A 19624-nucleotide genomic window follows, 5' to 3' on the forward strand; every position below is an offset into this window, starting at 1 on the left:
CTCAGTGTTCGTTAAGTCTGTGGTCTGAAACGGGGGCCTGGGGGTCGGCGGGGCCCTGATCGCTCAGGGCGCCCGCCGGACTCCCGTCAGACCTCTTCGACGCTGCTCGGCTCGCGCCGGGACAGGTCGATGCCGAGCTCCTCCGCGGCGCGGAAGACATCCTCGTCGGTGTCACGCATCTCGATGGACATACCGTCGCTGGACAGCACCTCCACGTTCAGGCAGAGCGACTGCATCTCCTTGATGAGGACCTTGAAGGACTCGGGGATGCCGGGCTCGGGGATGTTCTCGCCCTTGACGATGGCCTCGTAGACCTTCACGCGGCCGGTGACGTCGTCGGACTTGATGGTGAGCAGCTCCTGCAGGGCGTAGGCGGCGCCGTAGGCCTCCAGGGCCCACACCTCCATCTCGCCGAAGCGCTGGCCGCCGAACTGCGCCTTACCACCCAGCGGCTGCTGGGTGATCATCGAGTACGGACCGGTCGAGCGGGCGTGCAGCTTGTCGTCGACCAGGTGGTGCAGCTTCAGGATGTACATGTAGCCGACCGAGATCGGGTCCGGGAACGGCTCACCGCTGCGGCCGTCGAACAGCCGCGCCTTGCCGGTCGGGAGCACCATGCGCTCGCCGTCGCGGTTCGGGATGGTGTGCTGCAGCAGACCCGCGAGCTCGTCCTCGCGCGCACCGTCGAAGACGGGGGTGGCGACGTTCGTGCCCGGGTCGACCTGGTCGGCGCCGATCACCTGGAGGCGCTGCGCCCACTCCTCCGCGAGGCCGGAGACGTCCCAGCCGCGGCTGGCGAGCCAGCCGAGGTGGATCTCCAGGACCTGTCCCGGGTTCATTCGGGACGGGACACCCAGCGGGTTGAGGATGATGTCGACCGGGGTGCCGTCCTCCAGGAACGGCATGTCCTCGATCGGCAGGATCTTGGAGATGACGCCCTTGTTGCCGTGGCGGCCGGCGAGCTTGTCACCGTCGGTGATCTTGCGCTTCTGCGCGACGTAGACGCGGACCAGCTGGTTCACGCCCGGCGGCAGCTCGTCGCCCTCCTCGCGGTCGAAGACGCGCACGCCGATGACCTTGCCGGTCTCGCCGTGCGGCACCTTCAGCGAGGTGTCGCGGACCTCACGGGCCTTCTCGCCGAAGATCGCGCGCAGCAGGCGCTCCTCGGGGGTCAGCTCGGTCTCGCCCTTCGGGGTCACCTTGCCGACGAGGATGTCGCCGGCGATGACCTCGGCGCCGATGCGGATGATGCCGCGCTCGTCGAGGTCGGCGAGGACCTCCTCGGAGACGTTCGGGATGTCCCGGGTGATCTCCTCGGGGCCGAGCTTGGTGTCACGGGCGTCGACCTCGTGCTCCTCGATGTGGATCGAGGAGAGGACGTCGTCCTGCACGAGGCGCTGCGACAGGATGATCGCGTCCTCGTAGTTGTGACCCTCCCACGGCATGAACGCCACGAGCAGGTTCTTGCCGAGGGCCATCTCGCCGTTCTCGGTGGCGGGACCGTCCGCGAGCACCTGGCCCGTGATGATCCGGTCGCCCTCGTTGACGATGACCTTCTGGTTGACCGAGGTGCCCTGGTTGGACCGGGAGAACTTGGCCAGGCGGTACGTGATGTACGTGCCGTCGTCGTTGGCGGTGGTGATGTAGTCCGCGGAGACCTCCTGGACCACACCGTCCTTCTCGGCCTTGACCACGTCGCCGGCGTCGACGGCGGAGCGGTACTCCATGCCGGTGCCGACGAGCGGGGCCTCGGACTTAATCAGCGGCACGGCCTGACGCATCATGTTCGCGCCCATGAGGGCACGGTTGGCGTCGTCGTGCTCGAGGAAGGGGATCATGGCGGTCGCGACCGACACCATCTGGCGCGGCGAGACGTCCATGTAGTCCACGTCGTCACCGGCGACGTAGTCGACCTCGCCGCCACGGCGGCGGACGAGCACGCGGTTCTCGGCGAAGCGCAGGTCGTCGTTGAGCGTGGCGTTGGCCTGCGCGATGACGAAGCGGTCCTCCTCGTCGGCGGTCAGGTAGTCCACCTCGTCGGTGACCTGGCCGTCGACGACCTTGCGGTACGGCGTCTCGACGAAGCCGAACGCGTTGACCCGGCCGTAGGAGGCGAGCGAGCCGATCAGACCGATGTTCGGGCCTTCGGGCGTCTCGATCGGGCACATGCGGCCGTAGTGCGACGGGTGCACGTCGCGGACCTCGAAGCCGGCCCGCTCACGGGAGAGACCACCCGGGCCGAGCGCGGACAGACGACGCTTGTGCGTCAGCCCGGACAGCGGGTTGTTCTGGTCCATGAACTGGGACAGCTGGCTGGTGCCGAAGAACTCCTTGATGGAGGCGACGACCGGCCGGATGTTGATCAGGGTCTGCGGCGTGATCGCCTCGACGTCCTGCGTGGTCATGCGCTCGCGCACGACGCGCTCCATACGCGCCAGACCCGTGCGGACCTGGTTCTGGATGAGCTCGCCGACGCTGCGCAAGCGGCGGTTGCCGAAGTGGTCGATGTCGTCCGTCTCGACGACGATCGTCTCGCCGGAGTCGCCGACCGTCTCGATCTCGCCCGCGTGCAGCTTGACCAGGTACTTGATCGTCGAGATGACGTCCTCGACGGTCAGGATGCCGGCGTCCAGCGGAGCGTCCGCACCCAGCTTCTTGTTGACCTTGTAGCGGCCGACCTTGGCGAGGTCGTAGCGCTTGGGGTTGAAGTAGAGGTTCTCCAGCAGCGTCTGCGCGGCCTCACGCGTGGGGGGCTCGCCCGGGCGCAGCTTGCGGTAGATGTCGAGCAGCGCGTCGTCCTGGCCCTGGGTGTGGTCCTTCTCCAGGGTGGCGCGCATGGACTCGTACTCGCCGAACTCCTCGAGGATCTGCTCGGTGGTCCAGCCGAGCGCCTTCAGGAGGACGGTGACGGACTGCTTGCGCTTGCGGTCGATGCGGACACCGACCATGTCGCGCTTGTCGATCTCCATCTCCAGCCAGGCACCCCGGGACGGGATGATCTTGGCCGAGAAGATGTCCTTGTCGGACGTCTTGTCGATGGAGGAGTCGAAGTAGACGCCCGGCGAACGGACCAGCTGCGACACCACGACACGCTCGGTGCCGTTGATGACGAACGTGCCCTTGTTCGTCATGAGCGGGAAGTCGCCCATGAAGACGGTCTGGGACTTGATCTCGCCGGTCTCGTTGTTCGTGAACTCGGCCGTGACGAAGAGCGGCGCGGCGAACGTGAAGTCGCGCTCCTTGCACTCGTCGATCGAGTTCTTCGGCGGCTCGAAGCGGTGGTCGCGGAAGGTCAGCGACATCGACCCGGAGAAGTCCTCGATCGGGGAGATCTCCTCGAAGATCTCCTCGAGACCGGACTTGTTGGGGACGTCCTGACCGTTCTCCACAGCCTCCTCGACGCGAGCCTTCCACGCGTCGTTGCCGAGCAGCCAGTCGAAGCTCTCGGTTTGCAGCGCGAGCAGGTTCGGAACCTCGAGAGGCTCCTTGATCTTTGCAAAGGAGATCCGCAGCGGGGCTGTGCTGGCGGCGTTGTTCGTATTCGCGGTCGAGGCATTGCGCGAGGCGGCCAAGAGGGGGTCCTTCCGAGGGCTCGGACTCACTACGCGCGTGCCGGTCCCTTGCCGCCGCACCCGGACAGGCTGTGTCCAGTCTGACTAAAAGGCCAGGTCAGGGCTCATCCGGTCATCGATGCTGAGGCGAGGGCATGCCCCTGGTGACGGGCAGGGGACAGCTAACAGGCAGCGCAAAGGGTCAGTGTAGCCACTTGGCACACTGATGTCCAGTGCGGGTTTTCGCGACCCTCGTTGTCGTCAACGTCTGCGGCCTGCCTGCCCTCAACGCACGTTGATACTGCCCTCTTCGCCGTCGATCCATGCCTCGGTTCCGGATCCTTGTGACGACGCGTCCTGAGAATTGCGCGCTGCGTGCGGTTCGTCAAGGCCCCCCAGCCCAAACCGGATGCTGCGATCGTCACTTGCAGCCTGCCACCAGGGGCGCTCGGGGCACAACGATGATCACCATACCCCTCCCGTCCGCGGGAGCAAGGGAGCCACCGCCGACCCCTCCGAACGCCGAAGAGCGACCACCCGGATGGATGATCGCTCTTCGGTGCGTTCGCGTTACAGCCCTAGTGGGCCGTCGCCGGCGCGCAGGAGTCGGAGAGACTCCGAAAGGTCTTACTTGACCTCGACGGAGGCGCCGGCGCCCTTGAGGGACTCGGCGGCCTTCTCGGCGGCGTCCTTGGCGACCTTCTCGAGGACGGGCTTCGGGGCACCGTCGACGAGGTCCTTGGCCTCCTTCAGACCCAGCGAGGTCAGCTCACGCACGACCTTGATGACCTGGATCTTCTTGTCGCCGGCGCCGGTGAGGATGACGTCGAACTCGTCCTTCTCCTCGACGGCCTCGGCGGCAGCGCCACCGGCGGCACCGCCGGCCATGACGACCGGGGCGGCAGCGGCAGCGGTGACGTCGAACTTGTCCTCGAAGGCCTTCACGAACTCGGAGAGCTCGATGAGGGTCATCTCCTCGAACTGGGCAAGCAGCTCGTCCTGGGTGAGCTTCGCCATGATGGCGGTCCTTCCACTCAATCGGCGGGTGCCGGATGTACTGGATAAGGCGGGCGTACGTCGGCCCGCTGAGACCCGTGCCGCGTCAGGCGGCGCGGATCAGAAAGCGAGCCGAGTTACTCGGCACCGCCCTGCTCGTCCTGCTTGGCGCGCAGCGCGTCCACGGTGCGGACGAGCTTCGACGGCAGCGCCTGGAAGACGGAGGCAGCCTGGGACTGCTTCGCCTTGAAGGCACCGGCCAGCTTGGAGAGCAGAACCTCGCGGGACTCGAGGTCCGCAAGCTTCTTGATCTCGTCGGCGGACAGCGCCTTGCCGTCAAGGACACCGCCCTTGATGACGAGATTGGGGTTGTCCTTGGCGAAGTCACGGAGACCCTTCGCCGACACCACCGGGTCACCGGTGACGAAGGCGACCGCCGTCGGACCAGCGAAGAGCTGGTCGTCCAGCGTGATCCCGGCCTCGTTGGCCGCAATCTTGGTCAGCGTGTTCTTCACCACGGCGTACTGGGCGTTCTCACCGAGCGACCGGCGCAGCGTCTTGAGCTGCGCCACGGTGAGACCGCGGTACTCGGTCAGCACGGCGGCGTTGGAGCTGCGGAACTTGTCCGTCAGCTCGGCAACCGCGGCAGCCTTGTCGGGCCTCGCCATAGAGCCTCGGCCTCCTTCCGGGTGATTCGGACCGCGCGGACCCGAAGGAGGACTGGGCAAAACAAACGCCCCGGCGCAGGCGCACGGGGCGGGCTCGACCGGGGCGCACGCGCTGAGACGCTCATGCTCCGGGAGCTCTTCCACTGACACCTGCGCGGGTCGCCCACTTTTCAGCGGATCCTTCGGCCACCGCACTCCCTTGCGAGCGCACGGCAACGACCAGCGGTCTTTGGCTTCGGAGAGGAGATTACGGGACCGGGACGCCGAAGGGCAAATCGGCCCCGGAGGGCCCGGAGCGGGGCCGGGACCGCGGCGCTCCGGGGGTGAGCCGCATGCTCCGGGAGGGTGTGGACGGCGCCGCTCCTCAGGAGGCGGTGCCGCTCCCGCCCGGCAGGACGCCCTTCTTCGTCAGCAGCTCCTTGAAGTCCTCGGTGTCGCCCGCCGGGGGCCTGGCCACGGACGTCCGGACACCGTAGCCGGAGTAGTACGCGGTCTGACTCATCCCGCCCATGGCCATCTGCGCCGCGCAGGTCTGCTTGACCAGCAGGTCGTGGTCGTCGACCCAGATGTCGACGCGCTCCGAGCCGACGCCCGCCGCGGTGAGCTGCTTCCTCAGCCGGGCCAGCTGGTCCGCGGGCAGGTGGGAGCCGCGGGCGGCCAGGTCGGCCACGCGGACCGTGCCGCCGTAGTGCGTGGTGCGGGCGCCGCGCACCGTCTCCCGGCCGAGCCGGCGGACGTCCCCGGAGGCCAGCAGGAGCTTGACCGACTGGTTCGGGGTGCTGTTCTGCATCTGGTCCTGGAGGAACGCCCCGGAGCCGCCGCCGAGGCCGGCGAGGTCGGTGTACCCGTACCGGAGCCAGTGCCGGCCGCCGGTCCGCCGGGCGAACTGCTCGCCGAGGCGGGCGTAGTAGGCGTCGGGGAGGTAGCGCGCCTCCATCGAGGTACTGCCCAGCCGGCGCATGGTGTCGGCCATCGTGCCGCCGGTGTAGATGAGAGTGAGGGAGCCGGTGAGGCCGTGTCCCCAGGCCAGGGTTCCGCCCGCCTTCATGGACATCATGGTGCCGAAGGTGGTGGTGAGCTCGACCCGGGCGGAGTCGGCCCGGTCGGTCGACCGCATGGCGGAGCGCAGGGCGGCCACGGGAACCGCGTGCGCCGCGCCGCCGGTGTCCCGGGCGGCGGAGGATCCCCCGGAGGTACAGGCGCTCGCACCCGTCAGCGCGGTCACCGCCGCCAGGCAGAGCGTCGTCCGGCGCACGGTCGTGCTCGTCATTCGTCCCACCCCTGTGCGATCGCTGTGATCAGCACGCTAGCGCAGGCCGCCCGCATTCGTACGGAAATTCGCATACAAAGGGGTGCACAAAGGGAGACGGGCCCCGTACCTCGGAAGGTACGGGGCCCGTCGTCCGACTGGGGCGAGTCAGAGGACTCAGACCGCGGCCGGGTCCTCCTCGGTGAGGAGGTTGCGGGTGCGGTTCGGGTCGACCTGGATGCCGGGGCCCATGGTGGTGCTCACGGCGGCCTTCTTGATGTAGCGACCCTTGGCGGCGGACGGCTTCAGACGGAGGATCTCCTCCAGCGCGGCGCCGTAGTTCTCCACCAGCTTGCTGTCGTCGAACGACGTCTTGCCGATGATGAAGTGCAGGTTCGAGTGCTTGTCGACGCGGAACTCGATCTTGCCGCCCTTGATCTCCGTGACCGCCTTGGCCACGTCCGGGGTCACGGTGCCGGTCTTGGGGTTCGGCATGAGACCACGGGGACCGAGCACGCGGCCGAGACGGCCGACCTTGCCCATGAGGTCCGGGGTGGCGACGACGGCGTCGAAGTCCAGGCGGCCCTTCGCGACCTCGTCGATCAGTTCGTCGGAGCCGACGATGTCGGCGCCGGCGGCCTCCGCGGCCGCAGCACGGTCACCGGTCGCGAAGACCAGGACCCGGGCGGTCTTGCCGGTGCCGTGCGGCAGGTTCACGGTGCCACGGACCATCTGGTCGGCCTTGCGCGGGTCGACACCCAGGCGGAAGGCGACCTCGACGGTGCCGTCGAACTTCGAGGTGGAGGTCTCCTTGGCGAGACGGACGGCCTCGAGCGGGGCGTACAGCTTCTCCCGGTCGATCTTGGCGTCCGCAGCGCGGAGAGCCTTGCTGCGCTTGCTCACAACTGCTCCTGTGTGTTCCGAAAGGAGTCGTGGTGTACGGGCCGAGCAGGCCCTGCCACGTGCGGCCGAGGCCGCGATTCTACGAAGGTGGGGGTCAGCCCTCGACGGTGACGCCCATGGACCGGGCGGTGCCCGCGATGATCTTCGCGGCGGCGTCCAGGTCGTTGGCGTTCAGGTCGGGCATCTTGGTCTCGGCGATCTCGCGGACCTGCGCCTGGGTGATCTTGGCGACCTTGGTCTTGTGCGGCTCGCCGGAGCCCTTCTCGACACCCGCGGCCTTGAGGATCATCTTGGCGGCCGGCGGGGTCTTGGTGATGAAGGTGAAGGAGCGGTCCTCGTAGACCGTGATCTCCACCGGGATGACCCAACCGCGCTGCGACTCGGTCGCGGCGTTGTAGGCCTTGCAGAACTCCATGATGTTGACGCCGTGCTGACCCAGCGCCGGGCCGACCGGCGGAGCCGGGTTGGCGGCACCGGCCTGGATCTGGAGCTTGATGAGCCCCGTGACCTTCTTCTTCTTGGGAGGCATTTCTCTCTCCGGGTCCTTAGTGAGAGTTTCCGCCACCATCCTCAGGCATGATCGTCCGGATCATCCGGATGGAGGCATACCGCACAACGATAACGGGTATGGTTGCGCGGCCAAAAACCGACAGGTCAGACCGGCTGTGCAGCCGGTCCGACCTGGTCGGAAGCGTGCGGTCCGAAAGGACGTCAGTTCTTCTGGATCTGGTCGAAGGAGAGCTCGACCGGCGTCTCGCGGCCGAAGATCTCCACCAGGCCCTTGACCTTCTTCGAGTCGGGGTTGATCTCGTTGATGGTCGCCTGCAGCGTGGCGAACGGGCCGTCGGTGACGGTGACCGAGTCGCCGACCTCGAAGTCCAGCACCTGGACCTCGACCTTGCGCTGCGGGGCCGGCTTGCCCTCGGCCTCGGCGGCCTCGCGGGCGGCCTTCTCCTCCGCCTCCGGGGCGAGCATCTTGACGATCTCGTCCAGGGAGAGCGGGTACGGGTCGTAGGCGTTGCCGACGAAGCCGGTGACACCCGGGGTGTTGCGGACGACGCCCCAGGACTCGTTCGTCAGGTCCATGCGGACGAGGACGTAACCGGGCAGCTTGTTCTGCCGGACGGTCTTGCGCTCGCCGTTCTTGATCTGGACGATCTCTTCCTCGGGGACCTCGGCCTGGTAGATGAAGTCCTCGACGTTCAGCGAGACGGCGCGCTGCTCCAGGTTGGCCTTCACGCGCTTCTCGTAGCCCGCGTAGGTGTGGATGACGTACCACTCGCCGGGCAGCGTGCGCAGTTCCTGGCGGAGCTTCTCGATCGGGTCGAGCTCCTCCTCCGCCTCCGCCTCGGCCTCCGCCTCGGCCTCGGCAGCCTCGCCCTCGGCGGACTCGCCGGTCTCGCCCTCGACGGACTCGCCGGTCTCGTCCTCGGCGGACTCCGCGGTTCCGCTCTCGTCCTCGACGTGGAGAGCGGCCTCCTCTGCGGGCTCGCCCGCCGCGGCCTCGGCAGCCTCGGCCCGGTCGCCCTCGTCCGCGCCCTCGACGATCTCGAGCTCGTCGTCCGCGGACTCGACGGCCTCCGCGCGAGGCTCCATGGCGTCGTTCACGTTCGGGTCAGACACGGTGGCTGCTTCTTCCTGGATACAGAGGGGTGGAACATGCGAAAGGGGCGCCGGATGCCTCGGCGCCCTTCGCTCTTGACTCAGCCGAAGACGTACTTGGCCGCGTGGTTGAGTCCATAGTCAATCACGGTCACCAGGGCGATCATGACGGCGACGAAGAAGATCACCACGGTCGTGTACGACGTGAGCTGGTTGCGGGTCGGCCAGACGACCTTGCGGAGCTCCGCGATGATCTGGCGGTAGAAGAGGGCAAGGCGCTTCAGCGGGCCCTTCTTGGCCCGCTTGCCACCCTTGCGGGACTTCTTGGACTCCTGCAGCTCATCCTGGGCATCAGGCGTGTCGATGGAGCCCACGGCGTCCGTCATTCCGTCCTCACCTGATTCCGGGTCGTGGCCGTGCCGCGCCCGGTCGGAGCCGCACGGCGGTGCATTGCTGTACGTACACGCGCACACATCCTGGCGACGATGTGTGTAGCAGGGCCGGAGGGACTTGAACCCCCAACCGCTGGTTTTGGAGACCAGTGCTCTACCAATTGAGCTACGACCCTTTGTGTGTCCCCAACGTACCGCATCCGACCGGATGCTCGGTGTGCATCGGTCGTGCGCGGCCGCTGAAGGCCAACGAGGTGAGAGTGTACGTGCTCAGGCGCCGGGCGTCGAACAGAAAGCGCCCGTCGGGGCACTGTCGCGGGAAGATCGCCCAGGCGGGGCCGCGGATCCGGACGGTTGTTCTGTCCTTCGACCCGATCTGTTCAGTCTGTGAAACCCGTGTGCCGGGGGTCTTTCCGGTCTGGAACGATGGACTCCATGAGCGCTGCAACCCCTCCCACCGAGCGCCGGGTCTCCGCCCGAGTCGGCGCGATCTCCGAGTCCGCCACCCTCGCCGTGGACGCGAAGGCCAAGGCCCTCAAGGCCGCCGGGCGTCCGGTGATCGGCTTCGGCGCCGGTGAGCCCGACTTCCCCACCCCCGACTACATCGTCGAGGCCGCCGTCGCGGCCTGCGGGAACCCGAAGTACCACCGCTACACGCCGGCCGGCGGTCTGCCCGAGCTGAAGACCGCCATCGCGGCGAAGACGCTGCGCGACTCCGGCTGGGAGCCGGACGTCTCCCAGATCCTGGTCACCAACGGCGGCAAGCAGGCCATCTACGAGGCCTTCGCCGCGATCCTCGACCCGGGCGACGAGGTCATCGTGCCGGCGCCGTACTGGACGACCTACCCGGAGTCGATCCGCCTGGCCGGCGGCGTCCCGGTGGAGGTCGTCGCCGACGAGACCACCGGGTACCGGGTCACCGTCGAGCAGCTGGAGGCCGCCCGCACCGAGCGGACCAAGGTCGTCCTGTTCGTCTCGCCGTCCAACCCGACCGGCGCGGTCTACTCCGAGGCCGAGACCGAGGCCATCGGCCGCTGGGCCGTCGAGCACGGCCTGTGGGTGCTCACCGACGAGATCTACGAGCACCTGGTCTACGGCGACGCGACCTCCGTCTCCCTGCCCGCCGTCCTGCCCGAGCTGCGCGACAAGTGCATCGTGGTCAACGGCGTCGCCAAGACGTACGCGATGACCGGCTGGCGCGTCGGCTGGATCATCGGCCCGAAGGACGTGGTGAAGGCGGCGACGAACCTGCAGTCGCACGCCACCTCCAACGTCTCCAACGTCGCCCAGGCCGCCGCCCTCGCCGCGGTCTCCGGCGACCTGGAGGCGGTGGCGCGGATGCGCGAGGCCTTCGACCGCCGCCGCCGCACCATCGTGCGGATGCTCAACGAGATCGACGGCGTGCTCTGCCCGGAGCCGGAGGGCGCCTTCTACGCGTACCCGTCGGTGAAGGCCCTGATCGGCAAGGAGATCCGCGGCAGGCGCCCGCAGAACACCGTGGAGCTGGCCGCGCTCATCCTGGAGGAGGTGGAGGTCGCGGTCGTCCCGGGCGAGGCCTTCGGCACCCCGGGCTACCTGCGGCTGTCCTACGCCCTCGGCGACGAGGACCTGGTGGAGGGCGTGAGCCGGATCCAGAAGCTGCTGGCGGAGGCGCGCGACTGACGTCCGCGCCCCCCACGAGGCCCGGTGAGCGACCCGCTCGCCGGGCCTCGGTCGTTCGTGCGAGCAAGGCCACGAACGGTGAAACGACTACCGGGACCGCCGTGCCGTACGGCAAGATCCTGGGATGGAGCGTGTACGTGATGTCTCTGAGCTGCCGAAGGCCCATCTGCACCTGCACTTCACCGGGTCGATGCGGCCCACCACCCTGCTGGAACTGGCCGACAAGTACGGTGTGCGGCTGCCCGAGGCGCTGACGGAGGCGCTGGTCAGCGGGGAGCCGCCGCGGCTGCGCGCGACGGACGAGCGGGGCTGGTTCCGCTTCCAGCGGCTGTACGACGCGGCCCGCTCGTGCCTGCGGGAGCCGGACGACATCCGCCGGCTGGTGCGGGAGGCCGCCGAGGAGGACGTCAGGGACGGCTCGGGCTGGCTGGAGATCCAGGTCGACCCGACCTCGTACGCGCCGCGGCTGGGCGGGCTGATCCCCGCACTGGAGATCATCCTGGACGCGGTGGACAGCGCCGCCCGCGAGACCGGGCTCGGGATGCGGGTGGTGGTGGCCGCGAACCGGATGAAGCACCCCCTGGACGCCCGCACGCTGGCCCGGCTGGCCGTGCGCTACGCGGACCGTGGGATCGTCGGCTTCGGCCTCTCCAACGACGAACGCCGTGGCATGGCAAGGGACTTCGACCGGGCCTTCGCCATCGCCCGGGACGGCGGGCTGCTCTCGGCGCCGCACGGCGGGGAGCTGACCGGCCCGTCGTCGGTGCGGGACTGCCTGGACGACCTGCACGCCCACCGGGTGGGCCACGGGGTGCGCGCCGCGGAGGACCCGCGGCTGCTCGCCCGGCTCGCCGAGCGGGGCGTGACCTGCGAGGTGTGCCCGGCCTCGAACGTGGCGCTGGGCGTCTACGAGAAGCCCGAGGACGTGCCGCTGCGCACCCTCTTCGACGCGGGCGTCCCGATGGCCCTCGGCGCCGACGACCCGCTGCTCTTCGGGTCCCGGCTGGCGGCCCAGTACGCCATCGCCCGCCGGCACCACGGCTTCGGCGACGAGCAGCTGGCGGAGCTGGCCCGGCAGTCGATCCGCGCGTCGGCGGCGCCGGAGGACATGCGGGTGAAGCTGCTGTCGGGCGTGGACGACTGGCTGGCCGCTCCGGTCGGCTGAGCCCCGGCGCGCCGGCCTCCGCGTCGGGCGGTCGGGTGCCTGGGTGATTGATCAGGGGCCGACGAGGTACGGGTGTCTCCATGAACCTCACCGTTTTCGGCGCCACCGGCGGCATCGGCCAGGAGATCGTTCGGCAGGCCCTCGCGGCCGGGCACCGGGTGACGGCGGTCGTCCGCGATCCGACGCGGCTTCCGGTGACGGGCGCCGCCCTGGACGTGGTCAGCGCCGACTTCTCGGATCCGGAGGCGCTGCGCCCGGCGGTGGCGGGACGGGACGCGGTGCTGTCCGGGCTGGGTGCGCGCTCCCGCAAGGACGCGGGCGTGGCGACACGGCTGACCCGCTCGGTGCTGACGGCGATGGAGGCGGAGGGGGTGCGGCGGCTGCTGGTGGTCAGCGCGGGCCCCGTCGGGCCCGCGCCGGAGGGCGACGGCCTCCTGGACCGCGCCGCGCGCGGCCTGGTCTCCGCGATCCTGAAGGACGTCTACGCCGACCTGCGCACGATGGAGGCCGAGGTGTCCCGCAGCGCCACGGAGTGGACGGTGGTCCGCCCGCCGCGTCTGCTGGACGGGCCGCTCAGCGGCTCGTACCGCACGGTGGTGGGCGGCTTCCCCCGCGGGGGCCGCTTCATCGTCCGCGCCGACGTGGCGCACGCCATGCTCGCGATGGTCGAGGACCCGGAGACGGTGCGGCAGGGGGTGGGGGTGGCCCGCTGAGGGTCGCCCCGCTGATCCCCGGCGGGCCACCGGCGGTGCCGGACCGGGCGGCCGGGGGGGTCAGAGGGCGGTGCCCACCATCACCGGCTCGTTGACCAGCGTGACGCCGAAGGCGTCGCGGACCCCGGCCACCACCTCGCGGGCCAGCGCGAGCAGGTCCTCGGTGGTGGCGCCGCCGCGGTTGGTGAGTGCGAGCGTGTGCTTGGTGGAGATGCGGGCCGCGCCGGTGCCGTACCCCTTGGTGAAGCCCGCCTTGTCGATCAGCCAGGCCGCGGAGGTCTTGGTGCGGCCGTCCCCCGCCGGGTACGCGGGCGGCTCGGCGCCCTCCCCCAGCCGCTCCCGCACCCGCGCGCGGAAGGCGGTGAACTCCGCGTCCGTGAGGATCGGGTTGGTGAAGAAGGATCCGGCCGACCACGTGTCGTGGTCCTCGGGGTCCAGGACCATGCCCTTGCCGGCGCGCAGCTTGAGCACGGTGTCGCGGGCGGATTCGAGCGGCACCCGGTCGCCGGCCTCCACGCCGAGCGCGCGGGCCGTCTCGGCGTACTTGAGGGGTGCGGACAGGCCGCCTGCGTCCTCCAGCAGGAAGCGGACCCGCAGCACGACGTACCGGTCGGGGTCGGCCTTGAAGCGGCTGTGCCGGTAGGAGAAGCCGCAGTCCTCGGCGGGCAGGGTCACCGTCCCGCCCGTCCGGCGGTCGTACGCGACGACCTCCGTGATCGTCGAGGAGACCTCCTGGCCGTACGCCCCCACGTTCTGGATGGGGGTGGCGCCGGCGGAGCCCGGGATGCCGGACAGGCACTCGATGCCGGCGAGTCCGGCCTCGACGGTGCGGGCGACGGCGTCGGTCCACACCTCGCCGGCGGCCAGCTCCAGCGTCGTGCCGGACAGCTCGAAGCCGGAGGTGGCGATCCGCAGGGCGGTGCCGTCGAAGCCCTTGTCGCCGACGACCAGGTTGGACCCGCCGCCGACGATCAGCAGCGGCACTCCGGCCGCGTCGGCCTCGCGGACGGCGTCGACCACCTCGGCGTCGGTCGTCGCGGTGATCAGCCGGGTGGCGGGGCCGCCGAGCCGGAAGGTGGTCAGGGGAGCCAGGGGCGCGTCGTGGAGTTCCTGCACGCGCCCAAGACTACGAGACGCCGCCGACAGCCCCCGCTCCCCCGCCGCCGACGTGCTCAGCGGACCGCGGGCTCCGGGGCCGCGGCGGGTTCGGCGGCGTCCACGAGCCGGAGGGCGTGCCGGCGGCCCGGTATCAGGAGCGCCGCGATCCCGGCGACGGCGACCACGGCGGAGCCGACCACGAGGGCGGGCCGCAGTCCGTCGACGAAGGCCTGGGCGCTCCCGTAGCCGCCCCGGGCGGTGAAGATCGACGACATGACCGCGATGCCGAGGGCGCCGCCCACCTCGCGCAGCGCGTTGTTGGCTCCGGAGGCGATGCCCTGCTCGGCGGGGCGGACGCTGGACATGACCAGGTGGGAGGCGGGCGCGAAGAACAGGGCCATGCCGATCCCGCTGATGATCAGTGCGGGCAGCTGGGCGGTGTAGGAGACGTCGGCGGACACCACGGAGGCCATGTAGCCGAGTCCCGCGGCCTGGAGGAACAGGCCGGCCGCGACGACGGGCCGGCCGCCGATCCGGTCGGAGAGGATCCCGGCGACGGGCGCCACGAGCATCGGCATGCCGGTCCAGGGCAGCATCCTGAGGCCCGCCTCGGTGGGCGAGTAGCCGAGCACGCCCTGCATGTACTGGCTGAGCAGGAAGATCGACCCGAACATCCCGAGGAACATCAGCAGGCTCGCCGCGTTGATGCCGGAGAAGGCGCGGGAGCGGAACAGCCGCATCGGCAGCATCGGGTTCCGGGCGCGCGCGCCGTGCAGGACGAACGCCGCGAGCAGGGCGCCGCCCGCGGTCAGGCCGGTGAGCACGACGGTGTCGGTCCAGCCGTCGGCCGGGCCGCGGACCAGGCCGTAGACGATGCCGAAGAGGCCACCGCTGGCGAGCACGGTGCCCGGGACGTCCAGGGGCGCGCCGGTGCCGTGGGACTCGGCCAGACGCAGGCGGGCGAGCGGCAGCAGGGCCAGGCCGAGCGGCACGTTGAGCCAGAAGATCCAGTGCCAGGAGACGTGTTCGGTGAGGCTGCCCCCGATGAGGGGTCCGGAGGCGACCGCGAGGCCGTTGACCGCGCCCCAGATGCCGTACGCCATTCCGCGCCGGTGCGCGGGCACGGCCGCGGTGAGCAGGGTCAGCGTCAGCGGCATCATGACGGCCGCGCCGACGCCCTGCACCGCGCGGGCGGCGATGAGGGAGTCGATGCCGGGGGCCACGGCCGCGGCGGCGGAGGCGCCGGTGAACACGGCGAGTCCCGCGAGGAAGAGCCGGCGGCGGCCGAACCGGTCGCCCAGCGCCGCACCGAACATGAGCAGTACGGCGAAGGTGAGCGTGTAGGCGCTGACGGTCCATTCCAGGTCGTCCAGCGCCCCGCCGAGATCCCGGCGGATGGAGGGCAGGGCGGTGGTGACGACGAGGTTGTCCAGGGCCGCCATGAATCCGGCGACGCTGGTGAGGGCGAGGGCCCACACGGCCCGCCCCCGTCCTCCGTACGGTGCCGCTGTCGCTTCGGTGTGTCGGGACATCGCTTCCCCCAGTCACTCTTCCGTGTCGAGATTAGTTATTGATGACTAACTTCTACGGGCACAAGAGCGCCCGCGCCGACGGCTTCCGCGCGACGGCCCCCGTGCCGCCGCGCGGCCCCTACTTCTCCAGCCGGCCCTTGAGCCGGGCGGAGGGGAAGAGCCCCTCCCAGACCCGGTGCTCGGGCGGAAACCCCATGGCCACCAGGCAGTTGATGAGCATGCCGTACGCCATGAAGGTCGTCGTCTCGCCGACGTCGCCGCCGAGCGGCAGGTGGACGGCGTCCCACAGGCGCATCCACCCGGCCCGGACGGCCTCACCGAACTCCTCGTCCCCGTCCTGCTCCGCGGCGGCCACCGCGACGTACATCTGCATCTGCATCTGGAGCAGTTCGGGGCGTTCGGCGATGACGCGGGTGTAGGCGTTGGCCATTGCATGCAGGGCCCCTTCGCCGCACAGCCCGTCGGAGGCCTCCTCGAAGGTGCGGATGGTGTCCTCCACGCAGCGCTCGGCCGCGGCGATGAAGATCGCCTTCTTGCCGGGGAAGAGCCGGAAGAGGTACGGCTGCGACACCCCGACCCGCCGGGCGATCGCCTCGGTGGAGGTGCCGTGGTACCCGCCCCGCGCGAACTCGCCCATCGCGGCGCGGACGACGCTCTCACGCCGCTCCTCTGCGCTCATCCTGACCATGGGTAGAAGTTAGTGTTCACTCACTAACTTGGTCAAGAGGAGCACGGCGCGTCCCACGGACGGGACCGGTGAGGGGCGCCCTCCGCAGAGGACGCCCCTTACCGCCGAGGCCGGCTCAGGCCAGCCGGACCACGGCGCGCGACATGCCGAGCACCTTCTGCCCGCCGCTGGTGGCGGTCAGGTCCACCCGCACGGTGTTGTCGTCGAGCTTGGCCGCGACCTTGCCGGCGACCTCGATCGTGGCCCCCCGGCCGTCGTTCGGCACGACGACGGGCTTGGTGAAGCGGACGCCGTACTCGACGACCGCCCCGGGGTCGCCCACCCAGTCGGTGACGACCCGGGCCGCCTCCGCCATGGTGAACATGCCGTGCGCGATGACGTCCGGCAGCCCGACCTCCCGGGCGAACTTCTCGTTCCAGTGGATCGGGTTGAAGTCCCCGGAGGCGCCCGCGTACTGGACGAGGGTGGCGCGGGTCACGGAGAAGGTCTGCGCCGGCAGTTCGGTGCCGACCTCGACGTCGTCGTACGCGATCTTCGCGGTCATCGGCTCACGCCTCCTCGGCCGCACGGGCCACGAGCTTGGTCCAGGCGGTCACGACGTGCTCGCCCGCCTCGTCGTGGACGTCACCGCGGACATCCAGGATGTCGTTGCCGGCCATCGACTTGACGGCCTCGATGGTCGAGGTGACGGAGAGCCGGTCGCCCGCGCGCACGGGGCGGGTGTAGGCGAACTTCTGGTCGCCGTGCACGACTCGGCTGTAGTCGAGGCCGAGCTGCGGGTCCATGACCACCCGACCCGAGGCCTTGTGGGTGATCGCGAACACGAAGGTGGGCGGCGCGATCACGTCGGGGTGGCCGAGCGCCTTGGCGGCCTCCGGGTCCACATAGGCCGGGTTGGGGTCCCCCACGGCCTCCGCGAACTCGCGGATCTTCTCCCGCCCCACTTCGTAGGGGGCGGTGGGCGGGTAGGTCCGCCCCACGAAGGACTGGTCGAGCGCCATGGGCCCGGTACCTCCTGATGTCACGTGCGGGGAAACACCATGAGGCCGCCCCCCAAGTACGGGGGCGGCCTCATGGATGAGCCTGATTTATCGCGTTTCGCGGTGCGCGGTGTGCGCATTGCAACGCGGGCAGTGCTTCTTCATCTCAAGACGATCCGGGTTGTTACGCCGGTTCTTCTTGGTGATGTAGTTCCGCTCCTTGCACTCCACGCAGGCCAGCGTGATCTTCGGGCGGACGTCGGTGGCAGCCACGTGAGTGCTCCTTGACGAACGGGTGGACTAAAACAACGCAAGCAAGAGTAGCCGATCGAAGGACCGACCCCGCAATCGGCTACTGTCAGTAGCGGTGACCGGACTTGAACCGGTGACACAGCGATTATGAGCCGCTTGCTCTACCGACTGAGCTACACCGCTGAGATGCGATCGGGCCCCGCCTTGCGACGGGTACCTCTCACACCAGAGCCCCAAAACGGAATCGAACCGTTGACCTTCTCCTTACCATGGAGACGCTCTGCCGACTGAGCTATTGGGGCGAGCGATGAAGACATTACACGGTCCGCTGCCGTTCGCCCAAATCCGTTCCTGCGCCCCGGCCTCGCCCCCGTCCCCGCCCTCTCCGGGGGCCCGGAGGGCGGCTTCGCGGCCCCCTGTCCGGCCCTGTTTCCGGGGCTCCCGCGCCCCTCGGGCCCATCTCGTCCGCCCCTCGGGCCACGCCGGTACGACTATTGCGCTCCTCCCCCGTCCGACCGGGAAGCCGACCTAGGCTCGACTCACTCTGCGTGATCGTGCGTCCCCCCGGCGCAGCCACGCACCCGTACCACCGCAACTCCTCCGGGCACCGGAGAGCCGCCGCCGACACGTCGTCCCTGGAGCGCGATGCCCGACAGTGAGCCGCAGCCACCCCGGTCGTCCTCGCCGTCGGGGCCGTCGGGGCGGCCCGACCCCGGCGGCCTGCTGCTGTGCGGGGCACGGCTGACCGACGGGCGGACGGTGGACGTACGGCTGTCCGGCGGACGCATCGAGGCGGTCGGCACCGCCGGCAGCCTCGGGGCGTCCTCCAGCCGCGGCGCGGGCGGCCCGGAGGGCGGGGCCCGCGTGGACCTCACCGGCTACCTCCTCCTGCCGGCTCCCGCGGAGCCGCACGCGCACGGCGACACCGCCCTGACCGCCGACCGCGGCGGCCCCCTCTCCCACGACCCGGAGGACGTCCAGCGCCGGGCCACGGAGGCGGCGCTGCTGCACCTGGGACACGGGGCGACCGCCCTGCGCGCGCACGTGCGCGTGGGCGACGTCCAGGGGCTGGGCGGGCTGACCGCGGTGCTGCGGGCCCGCCGGACCCTGCGCGGGCTGGTCGAGCTGACGACGGTGGCCGTCCCCCGGTTGCTGACGGGGGCGGCCGGGGCGGACGGGCTGGCGATGTTGCGGGACGCGGTCAAGATGGGCGCCTGCGCGGTGGGTGGCTGTCCGGACCTCGATCCCGATCCGACCGGCTACGTCGAGGCGGTCCTCGAGGTCGCCTCCGAGCACGGCTGCCCCGTCGACCTGCATACCGACGGCGGCGACCCGGCCCGCCTGGCGCGCATCGCCGCGATGGCGGGCGGCCTGCGCCCCGGCGTGACCCTCGGCCCGTGCGGCGCCCTCGGCTCGCTGCCCTCCGAGGTGGCCGCGCGCGGCGCCGACCGGCTCGCGGCGGCGGGCGTGAGCGTGATCTGCCTGCCGCAGGGCGGCTGCGGCGGCTCCGAGTGCCGGGACACGGCACCGGTCCGGCTGCTGAGGTCGGCCGGTGTGCGGGTGGCCGCGGGCAGCGGCGCCCTGCGGGACGTGGCCAACCCGGTGGGGAGGGGCGACCCGCTGGAGGCGGCCTACCTGCTGGCCTCGCGCTGCGGGCTGCGGCCGCAGGAGGCGTACGACGCGGTGAGCACGGCCGCCCGCACGGTGCTCGGCCTGCCCGAGGTGCGCGTGGAGGCCGGGTTCCCCGCCGAACTCCTCGCGGTCCGCGGCGACCGGCTCTCCGGCGCGCTCTCCCTGGCGTACAGCCGCATGGTGGTGCACCGGGGGCGCGTGGTGGCGCGGACCAGCGCGGTGCGCGAGTTCTGCGACTCGGCGACGACGTCGGACCCGGGGCTGCCGCGGCAGGGGCGGTGCGAGTCGTCCTGAGCGCGCGCGTCAGCATGCCTGCGCGCGCACACGACGGCACGGCGGCACGACGGCCGGAGTCGGCGCGTCGGCGCGCCGACCCCCGCCCGCACGCCAGTCCCTGCGGCGGTGCGGGCGGGGAGCCGGCCGGGGGTCGGCCCGTCGGCCTCCGCCCGCACGTCGCCCCTGCCGTGGCGTGGGCGGGGCACCGGCCGGGGTACGGGCGGGGCGTACCGAAGTCGTGCGGCGGATGCGGCCATCCGGGCGT

The 19624-nt window shown here is 70.6% G+C and carries 18 protein-coding genes and 3 tRNA genes; 4 read left to right on the forward strand and 17 right to left on the reverse strand.

Annotation, left to right across the window (positions count from 1 at the left end; genetic code table 11):
- Window positions 1-86 precede the first annotated feature (86 nt).
- The 9 genes from rpoB to P3H78_RS21710 form a co-directional block, all read right to left on the reverse strand.
- Window positions 87-3572 (reverse strand): DNA-directed RNA polymerase subunit beta, encoded by a 3486-nt coding sequence (rpoB, locus tag P3H78_RS21670; protein WP_276110745.1) that lies wholly within the window; start codon window positions 3570-3572, stop codon window positions 87-89.
- Between the two features lie 606 nt (window positions 3573-4178).
- The gene (rplL, locus tag P3H78_RS21675; RefSeq protein ID WP_276110746.1) at window positions 4179-4568 is read right to left on the reverse strand and encodes a 50S ribosomal protein L7/L12; all 390 of its coding nucleotides are present in this window, start codon (window positions 4566-4568) and stop codon (window positions 4179-4181) included.
- A gap of 116 nt (window positions 4569-4684) precedes the next feature.
- A complete protein-coding gene (gene rplJ, locus P3H78_RS21680; protein ID WP_276110747.1) occupies window positions 4685-5215 on the reverse strand; it encodes a 50S ribosomal protein L10 in 531 nt (176 codons plus the stop codon).
- Window positions 5216-5579: 364 nt separating this feature from the next.
- Entirely contained in the window at window positions 5580-6485 is a 906-nt protein-coding gene (locus P3H78_RS21685; protein WP_276110748.1) for an SCO4651 family lipoprotein, read from the reverse strand.
- Window positions 6486-6641: 156 nt separating this feature from the next.
- Window positions 6642-7367, reverse strand: coding sequence for a 50S ribosomal protein L1 (rplA, locus tag P3H78_RS21690; RefSeq protein ID WP_276110749.1), 726 nt, complete (start codon window positions 7365-7367; stop codon window positions 6642-6644).
- A gap of 94 nt (window positions 7368-7461) precedes the next feature.
- A complete protein-coding gene (gene rplK / locus P3H78_RS21695) occupies window positions 7462-7896 on the reverse strand; it encodes a 50S ribosomal protein L11 (protein WP_255953001.1) in 435 nt (144 codons plus the stop codon).
- Window positions 7897-8078: 182 nt separating this feature from the next.
- Entirely contained in the window at window positions 8079-8990 is a 912-nt protein-coding gene (nusG, locus tag P3H78_RS21700) for a transcription termination/antitermination protein NusG (RefSeq protein WP_276110750.1), read from the reverse strand.
- A gap of 80 nt (window positions 8991-9070) precedes the next feature.
- Entirely contained in the window at window positions 9071-9355 is a 285-nt protein-coding gene (gene secE / locus P3H78_RS21705) for a preprotein translocase subunit SecE (protein WP_276110751.1), read from the reverse strand.
- 109 nt (window positions 9356-9464) lie between these two features.
- Window positions 9465-9537, reverse strand: a tRNA-Trp gene (locus P3H78_RS21710).
- A 259-nt stretch (window positions 9538-9796) separates the two neighbouring features.
- On the opposite strand from P3H78_RS21710, the gene P3H78_RS21715 reads away from it, so the two are divergent.
- From P3H78_RS21715 to P3H78_RS21725, 3 genes are all read left to right on the forward strand, one after another.
- Window positions 9797-11023 carry a pyridoxal phosphate-dependent aminotransferase gene (locus P3H78_RS21715; RefSeq protein ID WP_276110752.1) on the forward strand — a complete coding sequence of 409 codons (1227 nt, stop codon included), beginning with the start codon at window positions 9797-9799 and terminating at the stop codon, window positions 11021-11023.
- 124 nt (window positions 11024-11147) lie between these two features.
- Window positions 11148-12188 carry an adenosine deaminase gene (locus tag P3H78_RS21720; protein ID WP_276110753.1) on the forward strand — a complete coding sequence of 347 codons (1041 nt, stop codon included), beginning with the start codon at window positions 11148-11150 and terminating at the stop codon, window positions 12186-12188.
- Between the two features lie 80 nt (window positions 12189-12268).
- Window positions 12269-12901 (forward strand): NAD(P)-dependent oxidoreductase, encoded by a 633-nt coding sequence (locus tag P3H78_RS21725; RefSeq protein ID WP_276110754.1) that lies wholly within the window; start codon window positions 12269-12271, stop codon window positions 12899-12901.
- Between the two features lie 60 nt (window positions 12902-12961).
- On the opposite strand, the gene P3H78_RS21730 is transcribed toward P3H78_RS21725, so the two are convergent.
- From P3H78_RS21730 to P3H78_RS21765, 8 genes are all read right to left on the reverse strand, one after another.
- Window positions 12962-14017, reverse strand: a complete 1056-nt coding sequence (locus P3H78_RS21730; RefSeq protein WP_276110756.1) for a UDP-N-acetylmuramate dehydrogenase — start codon at window positions 14015-14017, stop codon at window positions 12962-12964.
- A 56-nt stretch (window positions 14018-14073) separates the two neighbouring features.
- Complete coding sequence (locus P3H78_RS21735) at window positions 14074-15531, reverse strand: DHA2 family efflux MFS transporter permease subunit (RefSeq protein ID WP_276110757.1); 1458 nt, start codon at window positions 15529-15531, stop codon at window positions 14074-14076.
- A gap of 118 nt (window positions 15532-15649) precedes the next feature.
- Entirely contained in the window at window positions 15650-16219 is a 570-nt protein-coding gene (locus P3H78_RS21740; protein ID WP_276110758.1) for a TetR/AcrR family transcriptional regulator, read from the reverse strand.
- A 115-nt stretch (window positions 16220-16334) separates the two neighbouring features.
- A complete protein-coding gene (locus P3H78_RS21745; RefSeq protein WP_276110759.1) occupies window positions 16335-16763 on the reverse strand; it encodes a MaoC family dehydratase in 429 nt (142 codons plus the stop codon).
- 4 nt (window positions 16764-16767) lie between these two features.
- The gene (locus tag P3H78_RS21750) at window positions 16768-17220 is read right to left on the reverse strand and encodes a MaoC family dehydratase N-terminal domain-containing protein (RefSeq protein ID WP_276110760.1); all 453 of its coding nucleotides are present in this window, start codon (window positions 17218-17220) and stop codon (window positions 16768-16770) included.
- An 87-nt stretch (window positions 17221-17307) separates the two neighbouring features.
- Window positions 17308-17472: a 50S ribosomal protein L33 gene (gene rpmG / locus P3H78_RS21755; RefSeq protein ID WP_003948671.1), complete on the reverse strand. Its 165-nt coding sequence runs from the start codon at window positions 17470-17472 to the stop codon at window positions 17308-17310.
- A gap of 89 nt (window positions 17473-17561) precedes the next feature.
- A tRNA-Met gene (locus tag P3H78_RS21760) sits at window positions 17562-17634 on the reverse strand.
- Between the two features lie 46 nt (window positions 17635-17680).
- Window positions 17681-17753 (reverse strand) — tRNA-Thr (locus P3H78_RS21765).
- A gap of 343 nt (window positions 17754-18096) precedes the next feature.
- Between P3H78_RS21765 and P3H78_RS21770 the strand changes: the two genes are divergently transcribed.
- The gene (locus P3H78_RS21770) at window positions 18097-19377 is read left to right on the forward strand and encodes an amidohydrolase family protein (protein ID WP_276110761.1); all 1281 of its coding nucleotides are present in this window, start codon (window positions 18097-18099) and stop codon (window positions 19375-19377) included.
- The last annotated feature ends 247 nt before the right edge of the window (window positions 19378-19624 follow it).

It is taken from the genome of Streptomyces tropicalis, assembly GCF_029269835.1.
Taxonomy (GTDB): domain Bacteria; phylum Actinomycetota; class Actinomycetes; order Streptomycetales; family Streptomycetaceae; genus Streptomyces; species Streptomyces tropicalis.